The 15,544-nt window shown below is 52.5% G+C and carries 10 protein-coding genes; 1 reads left to right on the top strand and 9 read right to left on the bottom strand.

The genetic code is table 11. From position 1 onward, the window contains the following. Positions 1-14 precede the first annotated feature (14 nt). The 8 genes from H5T67_06580 to H5T67_06615 form a co-directional block, all read right to left on the bottom strand. On the bottom strand, positions 15-3,908 hold the full coding sequence (locus tag H5T67_06580; GenBank protein MBC7244984.1) for a TniB family NTP-binding protein: 3,894 nt from the start codon (positions 3,906-3,908) through the stop codon (positions 15-17). Then, the gene (locus H5T67_06585; GenBank protein ID MBC7244985.1) at positions 3,905-7,420 is read right to left on the bottom strand and encodes a DNA polymerase III subunit alpha; all 3,516 of its coding nucleotides are present in this window, start codon (positions 7,418-7,420) and stop codon (positions 3,905-3,907) included. Before H5T67_06585 ends, H5T67_06580 begins: the two co-directional genes overlap by 4 nt. Before the next feature lie 81 nt (positions 7,421-7,501). After that, positions 7,502-8,935, bottom strand: coding sequence for a phosphoglucomutase/phosphomannomutase family protein (locus tag H5T67_06590; GenBank protein MBC7244986.1), 1,434 nt, complete (start codon positions 8,933-8,935; stop codon positions 7,502-7,504). Positions 8,936-8,961: 26 nt separating this feature from the next. Next, on the bottom strand, positions 8,962-9,558 hold the full coding sequence (locus H5T67_06595) for an N-acetyltransferase (protein ID MBC7244987.1): 597 nt from the start codon (positions 9,556-9,558) through the stop codon (positions 8,962-8,964). Between the two features lie 57 nt (positions 9,559-9,615). Next, positions 9,616-10,809, bottom strand: a complete 1,194-nt coding sequence (locus H5T67_06600) for a glycosyltransferase family 4 protein (protein MBC7244988.1) — start codon at positions 10,807-10,809, stop codon at positions 9,616-9,618. 27 nt (positions 10,810-10,836) lie between these two features. Beyond that, a complete protein-coding gene (locus tag H5T67_06605) occupies positions 10,837-11,775 on the bottom strand; it encodes a prephenate dehydrogenase/arogenate dehydrogenase family protein (GenBank protein MBC7244989.1) in 939 nt (312 codons plus the stop codon). Positions 11,776-11,839: 64 nt separating this feature from the next. Continuing rightward, entirely contained in the window at positions 11,840-12,361 is a 522-nt protein-coding gene (locus H5T67_06610; protein ID MBC7244990.1) for a hypothetical protein, read from the bottom strand. 2 nt (positions 12,362-12,363) lie between these two features. Next, entirely contained in the window at positions 12,364-13,011 is a 648-nt protein-coding gene (locus H5T67_06615; GenBank protein ID MBC7244991.1) for a site-2 protease family protein, read from the bottom strand. Between the two features lie 430 nt (positions 13,012-13,441). On the opposite strand from H5T67_06615, the gene uvrC reads away from it, so the two are divergent. Further along, positions 13,442-15,292: an excinuclease ABC subunit UvrC gene (gene uvrC, locus H5T67_06620; GenBank protein MBC7244992.1), complete on the top strand. Its 1,851-nt coding sequence runs from the start codon at positions 13,442-13,444 to the stop codon at positions 15,290-15,292. Positions 15,293-15,352: 60 nt separating this feature from the next. Here uvrC and H5T67_06625 read toward each other — a convergent pair. Beyond that, positions 15,353-15,544: hypothetical protein (locus H5T67_06625; protein ID MBC7244993.1), on the bottom strand; the 192-nt coding region annotated here is incomplete at its 5' end.

Here is a 15,544-nt window from a genome sequence, read left to right on the forward strand (position 1 = left end):
GTCCCTCCCATCAGCTAAGTTGCAATTGCCTCAGCGCTCAAGTATTGGATTGTTCTCTCCACTAAAGAATCCATGTCTTGCGTAGCGGCAACAATAGATGGAAACGCAGGAGCAGTAAAGCAGTATTCCGGTCCTTCCCTATTTAGAATCGAATAGAGGACTAGGGTGTCCAATGCTTGTTCCACTGCGGCCGATGGAACCTGCACACCTCGTGCGTGCAAGGCGGCTTCAATTTCAGCGCAGGTAGCATGCGGTGTATCCACCATGATGAGCAACGTAATCAGGCGTTCCAGAGCAGTCGTGTTGCCCCACATTACTTCGATAAGATATTCGTTGAACTGCCTCGAGTTCCCAATTGCCTCCAATTCTGACAGGGTAATGAAGCGATCGCCTCGGGCATTGATGCGCACAATCAGTTCCTGACAAATATACTGCACGAGGTTAGGATGGCAAGCTGACAAATTGATCACTGCTTGGACCAGCTTGCTGGCATCTTCGAAACCGATCCCCATTTCTTGCATGGGCTCCATGACGATACGACCTGTGTCCCGAGGGCTCAGATTACTTAAGCGAAGCACGTTACAGAAATTGAAAAGCGCAGAATTCGGGTCATGCAAGCGCGCATGGAGAACCTTGCCACCACAAAGTATGAAGCGACACTGATGCTCTTGGGCAAGAGCTCGGAACACCTTGAAAAGTCGCTCCTGATTCAAGGCATCATGTTGGAGGAGTGCATCTACCTCATCCATCAGTATGACAATAAGCCGGTCTTCCTGCTCTCGTTTCATGCGAACGATCATGCGCATCAGCGCCTCCGGCGAGCAGTCGGGCAAGACAACCTGCCACAGGGTCTCCACAATATTGCCGAGATCTTGATAATCTTGTACTGCCTGGCAGTCCAGGTACAAAGAGTAGGTATCAGGCGCGTCGGTGAAGGAGCGGTGGAGTTTGTTTAGAATGGAGGTTTTGCCAATCTTCCGTCCACCTACAATGGCAAAGTTGTTGTCTTTGATCATGCGCGTGATGGTTTTTAATTCATAGTCTCGACCGAAGAACATGTTTTCAGGCACAGGTCCCGATATCACATAAGGTGATACAACCGTCAGATCTATCTGAGCAAGCAAGATACGGATAAATCTCTTCTCTGGATTCTTGGCCACGAAGATGCGATACAAGTCATCAAAATCCATCACGATAAAATCATGGGCTGTGCCGCGGGTCAACTTCTTGAAGAGCGCCTTAGTTGTGGTCAATTCTTGTCCAGTGCCGCTGTCTGGAAGCACAAGCAAGGCGAGATAACTGGATATGTTGAGGATACCTAACAAATCATGCAGATCATGGATATCCTGCTCGGTGAGACTGGGCTTTTGCAGGAAGATGATGGGGAACATGGGAGGCATCTTCAGACGCAAAGCTGGTGCCTTGATGACATAGGCATGAAAGTCTTTGTAAGAACGGGTTTCCAGAAGGGTGAATCCGAGCAACTGACAAAGTTGATCGGTGATGCGCGAGACCATAGGCTTGAAGGCAATTGCACTCTTCGTTCTCTTTTGTGCTGCGCGCCAGTTACGCAAAAAGTTTCCCACCTGCATGGCATTGGTTGGCTCTAGCACAGGTGGATTTAAGCGCAGCACTAGGTTATCATCCCCATGTTCCTGCATATATTGTTGCATGGCGCGAAGCTTAAAGATGCCTGGCACATGGGTCAGCGCTTCCATGTTGACCACATTTTTGTCTCGTAAGACACGTTCAATCTCTTCTCGCCATAAAGGCCAGTTGCGTTCGAAAAGCTGGTCTTGCGCTTGCCGCGAAGACTGAATATGCCACTGAACCGTGAGCAGGATCAGAGCGAGGGCTGCTGTACCCATCATCCCTGCCACAACAAGGCGCCAGATGGCAGGGCTCAGGCCTTTATCTACACTGCTGTAGATGCCATTGTTCTTGATGCTGGCGTATAAATAGGAACGCTTGGCATCTACGAGCAGTGCCAATACGTTGGCACGGGCTGGTAGGCCTTCGTTAATGGCGCACCAATTAAAGCCCCCATCGTCACTGCGGAATATGCCCCCATCCGTACTAGCATATAAAATGCGCGGTTTACCACGGTAGGGGTTGAGCGCAAGAGCTTGGATCTTGATATTCGTCGGCAAAGATCCTCTGCCAATGGCAGTCCAAGTGTTCCCCCCGTCTATCGAGCAGTAAACTTCACCAATACCGGTAGCCGTTGCAACATAGATCACATTCGGGGAACGCTCATCAACTACAATGCTATGCACTTCATCCTGGGCTAGTCTGTTGTGTATTACCTCCCAACGAGAGCTACTAGGCTCAGAAGTGCTAGTTAGTTTTAAACGGTAAAGCCCTTTGCCTGTTCCAGCATAGAGAGTTCCTCCTTCAGTTGGTGCAAGGGCAAGGGTTTGCACATAGAGATTTTCCAATCCATTGTTCGCATTCGTCCAATGGATGCCACCATCCTCGCTGTAGAATACGCCAGCTCCGTTGGTCCCTGCATAAAGTACGCCTGAGGACTGATTCCCATGGAGCTTGGCTGGGCGATGTACTACCAGCGCACTAATTGGCGCATCGCGCGCCAGGCCACCATTCACCAGCCACCAAGTTTGGCCTCCGTCAGCACTGCGATAGATCTCGCTATACCATGTGCCTGCATATAGAGTGTCGGGAAAATCTGGATCCACAGCCAGAGCTAAAACATTAGGACGAGCAAGTCCTCGAGTTACTGAGACCCAGGTGTTGCCATCGTCTGTCGTTTTAAATACATCCAGCCCTGTGAGCGCATAGAAATGTCCTGGACGTTCTGGAACTGCCACCAGAGACAGTACATTGGTGCTGATCAAGCCCTCGTTTCTGGGCTCCCAGTGCTGGCCGCCTGTACCGGTGTAGTACACGCCGCGTCCTGTGCCTGCATAAAGCACCTGAGAATGCAAAGGATGGATAGCCAGTGCCAAGACCAATTCATTGATATTGCCAGTCACTGGTTCCCAGCTTTCACCACTGTTTATGCTTCTCCAGACACCTTGCATGCCCACTGCAGCATATAAAGTGCGCGGATTATTCGGGTCAATTACCAAGGAATGAACGATCATCTCGCCAATCCCCCCGGTGGCAGCCTGCCAAGTCGCTGCACCGTTGTTGCTACGGTAAACGCCAGATTCCGTAGCAGCATAGAGGATGCTCGATACCACAGGATCGATCACTAGGGTCTGTACGCGCAAATTGTCAGGCATGTCAGCGCTAGCTCTTTGCCAATGGATTCCCTGATCCGTGCTTTTGAACACGCCGCTATCCGTGCCTACGTATAGGATGTTCGGAGAGGTGCGATCTATTGCTAATGCCCATATGGTCTCTTCGGGTAGCCCTTCGCTGCTCGCGCTCCATGTATTCCCCGCATCTAGACTTTTGAATACCTGTTTCTCTGTACCTGCATAAATGATCGAGCTGTCCTGGGGGTCTACTACTAAGGAGAAAACCGGGCTATGTGTCAGACCTGAGGTAGCTGGTAGCCAAGTCTGTCCGTCATCCATGCTGCGATACACACCATTGAAGGTACCAGCATAGAGGGTCTGTGGAGTAGTTTGGGCCATGGCTAGCGTCGTGACTTCCTGTCCAGCAGGTAACCCTGCACTGGTGCATTGCCATGTGCCCCCACCATCCCGGCTGGTATAGATGCCGCCATCCGTAGCTGCATAGATCACGCTAGGGTTCTGCTCATTGAGCAATAGGGCGTTGATCTTGCCCCCACTTGGTCCCCTTGTTTGTTTCCAGATGGCTATACTGGGGGGCTGTTTCTCTGGTGCGTATAAAGAAATGGAGAGCCTGATGAGCAGGATAACCAGGGCAATGGCCAGCAACGTCCCGATGACCTTACGCAGCGCTTGTCGATCGCTCATGCCTCTATCCTTTGCACGTAAAGCGCATTCTCGCCCAGGGTTTCCTTGAGCAGCATCTCCAGTTCCGGCACAAAATTCGTGGTCACATTCGGGAATTCCAACTGTACGCGTCCCTGCTCACTGATGATGTTGAAGCGAAAATGGTCTTGGCCAGGGTGTTCTTCGAGGATCTTGTACACTTTTCTCAACAGTTGCACATCGTGGTCGCGATTGCCACTGCAGCGGAGGTTGATCTCAAGCAAATGCACCCGGGGCATTTCCTTGCTTTTGCCGGCGTTTGCCAGTGCGTAATCCTGCACTATGTCCCCAACAAGCTGGACCTTGCCGTCGCGTACATCTACCTTGCCCTCCACCACGAGCAATTGGCCTTCTACCAACAATTCTTTACATTGCTTGTGGGTCTTGGGGAAGAGCACCACATCTATGCTACCACTCAAGTCTTCCAATTCTACAAAGGCCATTTCTTCGCCCTTGCGCGTCATGGTCGAGCGAGCTCTGAGCACTCTCCCTGCAACCATTACTGTATGGCCTTTGAGCGATTCATCAATCTGATCAAGTGGCGTGTAATGCTTGTCTGAGCGAGTATCCCAGGAATCTTGCGCCAAGTGTTGCAGGGGGTGGTCTGACATATAGACTCCTAGGAGTTCTTTTTCCCAGGCGAGCATTTCTTTTTGCGCAATGGGCGGGACAAAAACTTGATCCGCCATCAAATCGGCGTCGCTCGAGGAACGCGCATAAAGGGCATCAAAAGCCAGTTGCCCAACGGCGCTGGCCTGGTGGTGCAGATGGCTCAACCCCAGCATACGGTCCATGATAGCCAGCAATCTAGGTCTTTCAGCCAAAGAATCTAAAGCTCCGACTTTAATGAGACTTTCTAGAGCACGCTTATTGATCTGCCGCAAATCTACACGCCGACAGAAATCGGCCACACTGGTGAAAGGACCATGCGCGGCGCGAGCCTGCAAGATGGTCAGCACCGGTCCTTCACCTACATTCTTGATAGCGCCCAAACCAAAGCGGATTGCCGCACGCCAAAGTACAGTGCGATCCTTTACCGGCTCCTTCGGGGCAGATAAATCTTCTATTGCAAAGTCAAGATCGCTGCGATTTATATCGGGGGGAAGCACCTGGATTCCGAGCCGGCGGCATTCTGCAACAAGGGCTGCGATCTTATCGGTATTATTGCGTTCGACTGAAAGCAGAGCAGTCATGTACTCAACAGGATAATGTGCCTTGAGATAAGCCGTCTGGCAAGTGATCACTGCGTAAGCTGCGCTGTGAGCCTTATTGAAACCATAGTTGGCAAAGTATTCAATAGCCGCAAAGATTTCTTCGGCTTTGTCTCTAGGCAAGCCACGCTCCATAGCACCCCGCACAAATTTATCCCGTTGCTCCTTGAGTTCTTTCTCCTTCTTCTTGCCCACAGCACGGCGCATTAGATCTGCTTCGGCGCTGCTGTAGCCAGCAATATCTGTCGCAATACGGATAATTTGCTCTTGATAAAGGATGATGCCGTACGTATCGCGCAGGATGGGCTCCAAACTGGGATGGATGTATTCGACTTTCTCTCGCCCATGTTTGCGGGCGACGTAACTATCTATGAACTGCATGGGGCCAGGTCGGTAGAGGGAGAGGAGCGCCACTACGTCCTCAAAATTGGAAGGTTGCAACTCCTGCAGCACCCGGCGCATTCCCGCACCTTCAACCTGGAACAGCCCAATGACGTTGCCTGTAGAGAGCAACTCATAGATAGCCGGATCATCCGTGGGGATATTGTCCAGACGCAAGGCAGTGCCGTGACGTGCATTGATCAATTCGACCGCGCGGCGCATAATCGTCAGGGTGGAGAGGCCAAGGAAGTCTATCTTCAATAGGCCGATGTCTTCGAGAGCTCCCATTGGATACTGGGTGATAATTTCTTTGCCCTTGGGAATGTGTTGCACAGGGACATATTCAGCCAACGGCTTGTCTGCAATGACCACGCCCGCGGCATGGGTGGAGACATGATGCGAAACTCCTTCGAGCTGACGGGCTTTGTCAATCAGGTTGCGTATGTAGTCATCCTGCTCGTACATGGCGCGCAACTCGGGGGAAGATTCCAGGGCATCCTGTATTTTGACCTTTTGGCCGGCAGGCACCAGTTTGGCCAGGCGAACTACCTCCCCTGGTGGAAGGCCCAATGCACGACCTACATGGTGGATGGCTGCGCGTGCTGCCATGGTGCCGAAAGTGATAATTTGCGCCACCTGGTCGCTGCCATATTTGCCGATAACGTACTCGATCATCTCGTTGCGGCGATCATCCGGAAAGTCCAAGTCAATATCTGGCATGTTGATCCGACCAGGGTTGAGGAAACGCTCAAAAATGAGGCCATGACGGAGTGGTTCCAAATTGGTCAAACCCAGCGAATAGGCCACGATGCTAGCAGCAGCCGAACCGCGTACGTTCCAAGGGATATCCCGGCTTCTGGCAAACCTTATCAGATCCCAAACGATCAAGAAATAGACGTCAAAGTTCATGTCATGGATGATTTTCAATTCGTGATCGAGCCGGGCACGCAATTCTGGGGTGATCAATGGATAGCGTTGCCGAAAACCTTCTTGGCAAAGGTGGGCGAGATAGGTATGGGCTGTATAACCCTGCGGTACCTCAAAAGGTGGCAAATGAAAGCCTTCATTCTTGAGCTCGAATGCACACTCCGCTACGATGCGGCTGGTGTTGGCCAGAGCTTCGGGCACGTCGGCGAACAGGTCAGCCATTTCCTGCTCACTTCTCAAGTAGAAATCGTCGCTGCCCATGCGCAGGCGATCAGGGTCATCCATCGTTGTACCGGTCTGAATGCACAGCAATACCTCATGGGCAGCGGCGTCATCTTGGCGTATGTAGTGGACATCATTTGTAGCAACACAATCAACTCCGAGCTCACGGCCAAGCGCCAACAATGCCCGGTTTGTCGCCTCCATCTCCGGCATGGCGACATGGCGTTGCAATTCGAGATAAAAGTTTTGCGGGCCAAAGGTGTTTTGATACCAACGTATGGCCTCCCGTGCTGCATCTATTTGGCCTTCCTGGATCAGCCTGGGGATTTCGCCTGATCCGCAAGCAGACAGAGCAATCAGTCCAGCGCTGTGTCGCTGTAAAAGCTCTTTGTCGACGCGAGGTTTGTAGTAAAAACCTTCTAGGTGGGCTTTGGTCGTCAACTGGATTAGGTTCTTGTAGCCCGTTTCATTCTTGACCAGGAGAATGAGGTGAAATGTCTGGGCCTCTGTACGCGGAGTGTGCTTGAACCTGCTCTTTGGCGCCAGGTATACTTCGCAGCCAATGATTGGTTTGATGCCGGCCTGCTGTGCCTCCTGATAGAATTCCATGACACCATACATTGCACCGTGATCCGTGATCGCCAGCGCTTCCATGCCTAGTTCTTTGGCATACGCAACGAGGTCCTTGATCTTGCACATGCCATCGAGCAGGGAGTATTCTGTGTGCACGTGCAGGTGAGTAAATCCTGACATATCTCAGTCCTTTACCCTTTTGCAAACAATGATTATTGGAGCGTTACCAATAATCTGCCTAACCCACACTACCTAATACTTTCACATGTTTGCCAAACCCGCACCCACTGCAAGCAACGCCTGTACTTCTTGACGATTCCGAGCCTCAGCGTAAATGCGTAAGAGGGGTTCGGTCCCAGAGGGACGGATCAAGAGCCAGCTATCATCATCCAGAAGGTATTTTACTCCATCGCTGTTGTTTACTTGTACTACTTTGTGGTGCAAAATTCTCTCTGGAGCTTCTGCGGTTAGCCTCTGCGTTAGTTCCCTTTTATCGAAAGTTTGTGTGTGTACATCATTGCGTCCATAGTAAAAATGGCCGAATTCATCCATCAATTCTGCGATGACCTGATGCAAAGGCTTGTGCTGATATGCAAGCAATTCGGTCAGCAGTAAACCCATCAGAATACCATCGCCGTCCAGAACGTGCCCTTTGATGGTCATGCCCCCGCTCTCTTCGCCGCCCATCAACACATCTTCTTTGAGCATCAGAGCGCAAATGTGGTTGAAGCCAACAGGGGTTTCGTACAAGGGCAGACCATAGTGCTGAGAGAGTTTGTTGAGCAATTGCGTGGTCGAGACAGTTTTGACCACTGCTCCTCGCCCGTGCTTTTCCTCCACAAGATGGCGCAGTATCAGGGAGAAGATGCGATGGGGGTCAACGAAATGGCCCTGCGCGTCCACAGCGCCAATGCGATCGGCATCGCCATCGGTGGCTAACCCAAGATCGTATTGCCCGCTGCGCATGGTGATAACTAGATCGTTCAGGTTTCTCTCAATAGGTTCGGGATGGATACCGCCAAAGCCAGGGTTCATCACACCATGGAGCTCTGTTACTTCACAGCCGGCTTCGCGCAGAAAAGAAGCGATGTAGCCTCGTCCTGCGCCGTACATTGGATCCACCACCACGCGTAGGCGCGATGCGGAGATCGCTTGGAAGTCAACGAGTGTACGCAGGTGGGCCAGATAAGGTGGCATCGGATCAAAACGCAAAATGCCTGGATAATCTGTGTCGGAATTGGCGATAGCCCACTTCGTTGTCGTAGGCACCCGACCATCGGCTAGGTTTCGTTCGAGTATTTCTTCTATCCTACGCGTTTCATCGGGCAGAGCTGGGCCAGTATGCTGTGCTTTGAACTTGATCCCGTTATAGCGTGGTGGATTGTGGCTAGCGGTGATCATCACACCACCCAATGCCCCTAGATGCCGGATGGCATAAGCCAGTGCGGGTGTGGGACAATCCGATTTGCTCAGGTAAACGGTCAGTCCTGCATCAGCAAGGACCCGCGCTACTTCACGTGCGTAGCGGTCGGAGAGGAATCGGGTATCAAAACCTATTACCAAAGGGGCTCGCGAATCCTCTCTTGTCTCCAATACATAGTCGGCGATGGCCAGTGCTACATGGCGCACGTTTTCAAATGTGAACTCATCGCTGATTACCGCTCGCCAGCCATCGGTCCCGAAGCGAATGGGCATGTTGTAACCTCCAGGAAAGTCATCTTCTAGGCAGGAAAAGTATACTCGCGTCCACACACAGGGCAAAAGAGATATCTCGTTTTGCCCTGTTGTTCTGTACTGCTTGCTTGCACAAGCCTATGGCCGCATTGACAGACAAAACCAACAAGCCGGGCTGGGTTGCCCACGACCAAGCCATGTGCCACGACATCTGCAGTTACGACTGCGCCGGCTCCCACCATGGCAAAACGGCCAATGGTGACTCCGGGGAGGATGATCACTCCAGCCCCAATGGAAGCGCCGTGCTGGATAAGGATCTTGCCTACCTCCCAGTCTGCATCGCGTTTTAATTGTCCCTCCGGAGTGATGGCTCGTGGAAACTTGTCATTAGTCAAGCAGGCATGCGGGCCAATGAAAACACCATCCTCAATTGTCACTCCATGGTAAATAGATGCACCGTTTTGTATCTTGACCCGGTCGCCAATTACCACATCGAAGTCTATGTAAACACCCTTACCAATGATACAAGACCGTCCAATCCGAGCGCCTTCTCTAACTTGAGCCTGGTGCCAGATTTTTGTGCCCTCGCCGATTTGAGCCTGAGGTGAAACCTCAGCTGTTGGATGAATCTGCACGCCTGTCATCGACACCGTACCTCCGCAAAAGTCACGAATTTGGGATACGCGCTCGTGCGCTAGATATCACTTGGCACTAACCCGGTCATACACGTCCATGATCCGTTGGCCAGCCTCGAGCCAGGTATAACGTTCAATAGCACGCTGGCGCAGGTGTTGTCCCAGCATCTTGGATCGTTCCCGGTCTGCAAGCAAATCTTCCAAGGCTTCGGCCAGAGAAGTAGCATCGCCTGGACAGGCATAAGTGCCTAGGCTATCCAAATACTCCCGGCTGACGGGCACGTCGAAGGACACAACAGGCAGGCCCATCGCCATATAATTCAGCAATTTGCCACTGCCTTCTGTGCTCGAAATCTTAGGAGCTACTGCTACATCGCCTACGGATAGGAAGCTTGGGGCTTGTTCGTAGGGAATTTTGCCGGTGAACGTAACGTGGTCCTCCAGCCCAAGTTGCTGCGCTTGCGCACGATAAATATCCACGGACGGGAAACCCATGATTAAGAAATGCACATTGGGCCGGCGGGGAATCAATTTAGACGCTGCTTGCAAAAGCAAGCCTGTGCCTTGCCACTCGGCCAGCAATCCCAAGTAAACCACAACCTGTCGCTCGTGTGGAATGCCCAAGCTGGTTTTTAGCGCGTGTAATGCCTCTCTGGATTGGCTAGGCGAGAAGAAATCAGTATTGACGCAATCTGGAATAGCAATAATCTTGTCTGCCGGACAGTGGAAGTCATTCATCAGCAGACTCGCCGCATGGCATGAACTAGTGATGATGGCGGAAGGCAGTTTCACGATCTGTTCCTCCAACCAACGGGCCGGACGATAGAATGGCCCCTTTGGATTCAAGAAACGATGGTCTATCATTTCACTGGTCATGCTTCCCTGGAAATCAAAGACAAGTGGCACGCCCAACAGCTTGCTCAATGGGTAGCCAATTAGGGCACCTTCGTGCAAGTGCCCGTGAATGACGTCGGGTTTGATCTGCAGAGCTACGGAAAGCGCTGTCCACCCTAGCAAGACATCAAAGCCAATCTTATGCCTTGAAGATCCAACCTCATAGTTTGTGCGCCATGGAATAGGCATGGTGCGGCGAATGTCCAGACCAGCAACATCGCGCCCATTGTGGTACGTACAAATGGTTACCTGATTGCCCATTTGCCGTAGAACGAGGGCTTCTTCTCGGATGCGCACATGGCAGCCATAGTCCGCAAAGAAGGAAGTGGGTGCGATCATCAGCACTTTGTATGTTTTCCGCGTCATGCTTTGCTCTTCACAATATATGGGTTTCTATTTTGGGGGCTTGAAGGCCCCGCCGAATATCGTGCGCGCCATACTAAAATCATCGTAATCGGTTGGTTCGCCCTCTTCTCCCTTGCGTGTCCAACCTGCATGAGCCTCTAGGGCACTCGCAAAAGATTTCTGAAGCGCTGTATCATCTTTATTAGCGACAAGATCACGAAGGACAGAGAGTTGTGGAAGGATCACATCGAGCCAGCGGGCAAGGTTAACCGCGTTCAATGTGCATAGCTCGGCCAGCCCTTCTGCATCGCCAGCCAGCAATCGTGTGACGCTGGCGAAATCTATACCGGATAACTGTCTCATTTCCCTGTGGGCTGGGCTCTGGCCGGCAGTGGTCTGCAAAGCAAGCGCCATAAGAAGGGGCAATTGCTCCACTGCAGCAATCAAACCATCGTGTTCGGCAGCATCCATGTAATATGGTCTGGCTCCTACAGCCTCAGCCAGGTCCGAAACTTTCTGCAAGGCTTCTGGAGGCGTGCTCGTGCTAGGCGTCAGGCAATAGACACTGCCGGTAAACAAATCGGCGGTAGGTACTGTGGGTTCGGAATCCCTTTTATTAATGATAGGGTGTCCGCCAACGAAATGAACGGTGCTGGGCAAGGATTCGCGCGCCCAATCCAGCACGGGCACTTTGAGGCTGGCCGTATCGGTGATGACACAGCCTGGTTTGACGTCCTGTGCAATGGCTGCCAAAGTGCTTTTGACATCGGCCAATGGCGTGCTGATGATGATCAAGTCCGCTCCTTCGCAAGCATTGATCAAATTCCACTCGGTGCGATCCACGCAGCCGCTCTTATAAGCACGCCTGGCTGCGTCGCTGTCTTTGTCGTGGCCAATGATTTCTAGGTCAGCACCGGTCCCCTTAAGGGCTAGCCCTAGGGAGCTACCAACCAGTCCTAATCCAACAAGTGTTGTTCTAAAGGACATCATGTTCTCCTCTCATCATTACAGGGCACGAGGCTTCTGCCTCGATGCCTTATCGCGAATCTGACTAGTTTGTTTCATCTGCTGCTATCAAAGCTGCGAGCAAAGCCTGTCCACCAGCGTCCAGGTCGCTTTTACCTGGTGGTGTGTGATGCCAGTGAATCAAAGCTACCGCCAGCGGATGTGTTCCTGCTTGTGCTGCCATCTCTGCGCCGCGCTGTGCGTGGTGCAGTTGCGCAAAAAAAGGATAGCACCAACTGCTTGGGTCGTCCACTGCAAGGCGGTGTAGCAATGCGGGGTATATGGCTTGCAGCAAGACGGCTGCGACCCGATGCCAGAGTTTGATGCGTCCTCCTACCTTCCCTACATCGTGAAGCAGTGCCGCTTGTGCCAACTCAGCTCCAGTATAGCCTGCCCTCTGCAGTGTATACAACACGGACAGGGCATGCCTTTGTTCCGAAGCGGACATGCTCCGAAAGAGTGCCATTTGTGTTTCGTTCAGGTACGTGCTCGGTTCAGTTGCTGCCACGGGCGCCTGGAACAAGCCCAGAGCAGCCCAAAACTGTTGGATACGGTAGCCTAGGCGCAAGATCACACACCCAATATGAGCCTGGCAAAGAACATCACCAGCGGGTCCATAAAACGCCATAGAAGATTCAGTCCCAGGAATTGACTGGACAGGATCAATAGAAGCAGGAGAAAAGGGCCCTGCTGTTCCAGAACCGTTAAGCTTCGAGATAGCCGATAGCTTGTTGGTCCGCGTATGCTGGCCAAAATGCCTTGCAGGACACCGTATCCATCCAACGGCGGCAAGGGAATCAGGTTAAAGATCGCCAAACCAATGTTGATGAACATCACATTCACGAGTAGGAAAGGCAATGCGCCTGGCAATGGCAGACGCAAACGGAGCGGCAGGGCAATAAGCGTGGCAGTGAGCAAGTTGGCAAAGGGGCCAGCAAAGGACACGATGCCCATGCCAACGCGCGGCCCATAGCGCAGGTTGCGTGGGTTTACTGGCACTGGTTTGCCCCAGCCAATGCCACGACCAGAGAATGCGGCAAGCAACATCATCATAGTACCCAATGGGTCTAGGTGTACCAGCGGATTGAGCGATATTCGTCCCATATATCGGGCTGTCGGATCGCCCAGACGGTCGGCAACCCAGGCATGAAAACATTCATGCACATCAAGCGCGAGCAAGATTCCCAAGGCTCCCGCGATTAGACTGCGAGTATCCACGATGTTTTCTTTCCACCTTTCTGTGTCGAGTCGAATCAAATAATATAACGTAAAAGGCCATCGGGCTTGCGCTACAGGCCTTTTGCCTCGCACCTAAGAATGGGATGCTGTGCTTCAGGCACGGAGCATATGAAGCTGACCAGCAGCATCACTGCTGGAGAATGTGCATGGAGGTTGCCAAGATGCCGATGGCAAGGCATAACTATTATAGCATAAAAGCCACCAGGAGGGCAACTCTGGTACAGCATCTTGCACTGCCGAGTCTACAAAGACTAGATTAAGACCAGCAGTTTCTGAATGTCACCAGAAGTGTACCTACTATTGCCTACTCATGCTATAATTTGTATGCAGATAGCAGTAAAAGAGAGTACAGGTTGAATGAGGTCTGTTTTATTGCGCCGAATTCCTGTCTGGCCATATGGGAGATATCATGGAGCAGTCACAACTGCATGAACGTCTGAATGCCTTACCGGCCAAGCCGGGCGTATACTTGATGAAGGATGCCACAGGCCAAGTCATCTACGTGGGCAAAGCGGTCCATCTGCGTAACCGCGTGCGTTCTTATTTCCATGGCCTCGATAGCCAGACCCCAAAGATACGCCGCCTGGTGGATCACATTGCAGATTTCGAGTTCATCGTCACCGGCTCTGAGTTAGAAGCGCTCATCCTAGAGTGCAACCTCATCAAGAAGTACCGCCCGCGCTACAATGTGCGGCTCAAGGATGACAAGCGTTACCCCTACATCAAAATCAGCCTGCAAGAGGCTTTTCCACGCGTTTACACCGTGCGGCACATGCAGAACGATGGTGCACGTTACTTTGGGCCTTATACCTCATCCAAAGCAGTGCACCAGACCATGGATCTGCTGCGCAAGCTCTTTCCCTATCTAACTTGCAAACGCGAGATAACGGGCAATGACCAGCGTGCCTGCCTGTACTACCACATTGGCCGCTGTGCCGGCCCATGCATTGGGGCAATCTCGCGCGAGGATTATCGCGCGCTGATCGAGCAGATCATCCTCTTCCTGGAAGGCAAGCAGGAGCGCATTGTCCACGAGTTGCAGCAAGAAATGACCAAGGCGGCGGAGGCACTGGATTTTGAACGTGCAGCAACTTTGCGCGACCAAGTGCAGGCCTTGCAAAGGGTCATCGAGCGGCAGAAGATCGTATCTTCAACTCAAAGCGACGAGGATGTAATTGCCTTTGCGCGTGAGGATGGCCAGGCTTGCGTGCAGGTCTTTTTCATCCGCAGTGGCAAATTGATTGGGCGAGAATACTTTGTCCTGACCGGTACGCAGGATGAGGATGACCCGGAGATCATGAGTTCATTTGTGAAGCAATTCTATGACGAAGCAGCCTATATTCCCCCTGCAATCCTCTTGCAGCAAAGAATTGATGAGGCGCGGGTAATTGAGGAGTGGTTACGTCAGAAGCGCGGCACGAAGGTGGCAATTCGCGTGCCACGACGTGGCAAAGGACGCGAGTTAGTACAGATGGCGGCCGAGAACGCCGCAGAGACCTTGGCGCATTTGCGAGCGCAGTGGGCAGCTGACCAAGCACGTCAAGTCACAGCGCTGGATGAGTTGCAAAAGTACCTCAATCTGGCTCAGGCACCTACGCGCATCGAATGCTACGACATCTCCAATATTCACGGTACGTCCGCCACGGGCAGCATGGTGGTCTTTGTCAAGGGGGTGCCACGCAAGAGCGAGTACCGCCGTTTCCGCATCAAGACCGTAAGCGGAGCGGATGACTATGCCATGTTGCAAGAAGTGCTGCGGAGGCGGTTTAAGCGAGCAAGAAGCCAGGCTTTGGAGCAGAGCTTGGTTTCTGACAGTGAGCAGGGTGGCTGGGGTGTGATGCCGGATTTGGTGATCGTGGATGGAGGCAAGGGGCAATTGAGCGCAGCGCTAGAAGTTATGGGCGAGATGGGTGTGGAGCACATCCCGGCTATTGGGCTGGCCAAACAGCGGGAGGAGGTGTTTGTGCCCGGCCGTTCCGATCCTATCTTGCTGCCTCGCGATTCAGAGGCGCTGTATCTACTGCAGCGAGTGCGCGACGAGGCACACCGATTCGCCATCGGTTATCACCGACGGTTGCGCGAGCAGAGTGGGCTGGCTTCCACCCTGGATGAGATCCCAGGCGTTGGGCCCAAGCGACGCCAAGCATTGCTGAAGCACTTTGGCTCGCTGGAAGCAATCCGCGAGGCATCGGTGGAGGAATTGGCCGCCGTGAAAGGCATGACCAGGGAAGCAGCAGAGCGCGTGAAGGAGCAGTTATAAACAATAAGTGACGAGTAATGAGTGAAGAACGGACCATGAGATACGGAACACGCCCACTCCTCACTCCTTACTTATGTAAGTGGCCAATAGATCGTTACCAGCCTCTTTGTCACAAGCGAGCAGCAGTTCGGTACTAATTGGGTCGAGCAGGATAGGTGGTAGCAAGGCGATATGCTCATCCCCAGTATACCCCAAATGGCGCAAGACGGCCAAAGGAGGCTTTTGCTCCATGCCCACGCCAAAGTGGGGGCG

This window comes from Chloroflexota bacterium (assembly GCA_014360905.1).
Taxonomy (GTDB): domain Bacteria; phylum Chloroflexota; class Anaerolineae; order UBA2200; family UBA2200; genus JACIWX01.

Bases quoted from the DNA above. Each gene is read 5' to 3' on its own strand.
- H5T67_06580 (MBC7244984.1), bottom strand. From the start codon at position 3,908: ATGAGCGATCGACAAGCGCTGCGTAAGGTCATCGGGACGTTGCTGGCC.
- H5T67_06585 (MBC7244985.1), bottom strand. From the start codon at position 7,420: ATGTCAGGATTTACTCACCTGCACGTGCACACAGAATACTCCCTGCTC.
- H5T67_06590 (MBC7244986.1), bottom strand. From the start codon at position 8,935: ATGCCCATTCGCTTCGGGACCGATGGCTGGCGAGCGGTAATCAGCGAT.
- H5T67_06595 (MBC7244987.1), bottom strand. From the start codon at position 9,558: ATGACAGGCGTGCAGATTCATCCAACAGCTGAGGTTTCACCTCAGGCT.
- H5T67_06600 (MBC7244988.1), bottom strand. From the start codon at position 10,809: ATGACGCGGAAAACATACAAAGTGCTGATGATCGCACCCACTTCCTTC.
- H5T67_06605 (MBC7244989.1), bottom strand. From the start codon at position 11,775: ATGTCCTTTAGAACAACACTTGTTGGATTAGGACTGGTTGGTAGCTCC.
- uvrC (MBC7244992.1), top strand. From the start codon at position 13,442: ATGGAGCAGTCACAACTGCATGAACGTCTGAATGCCTTACCGGCCAAG.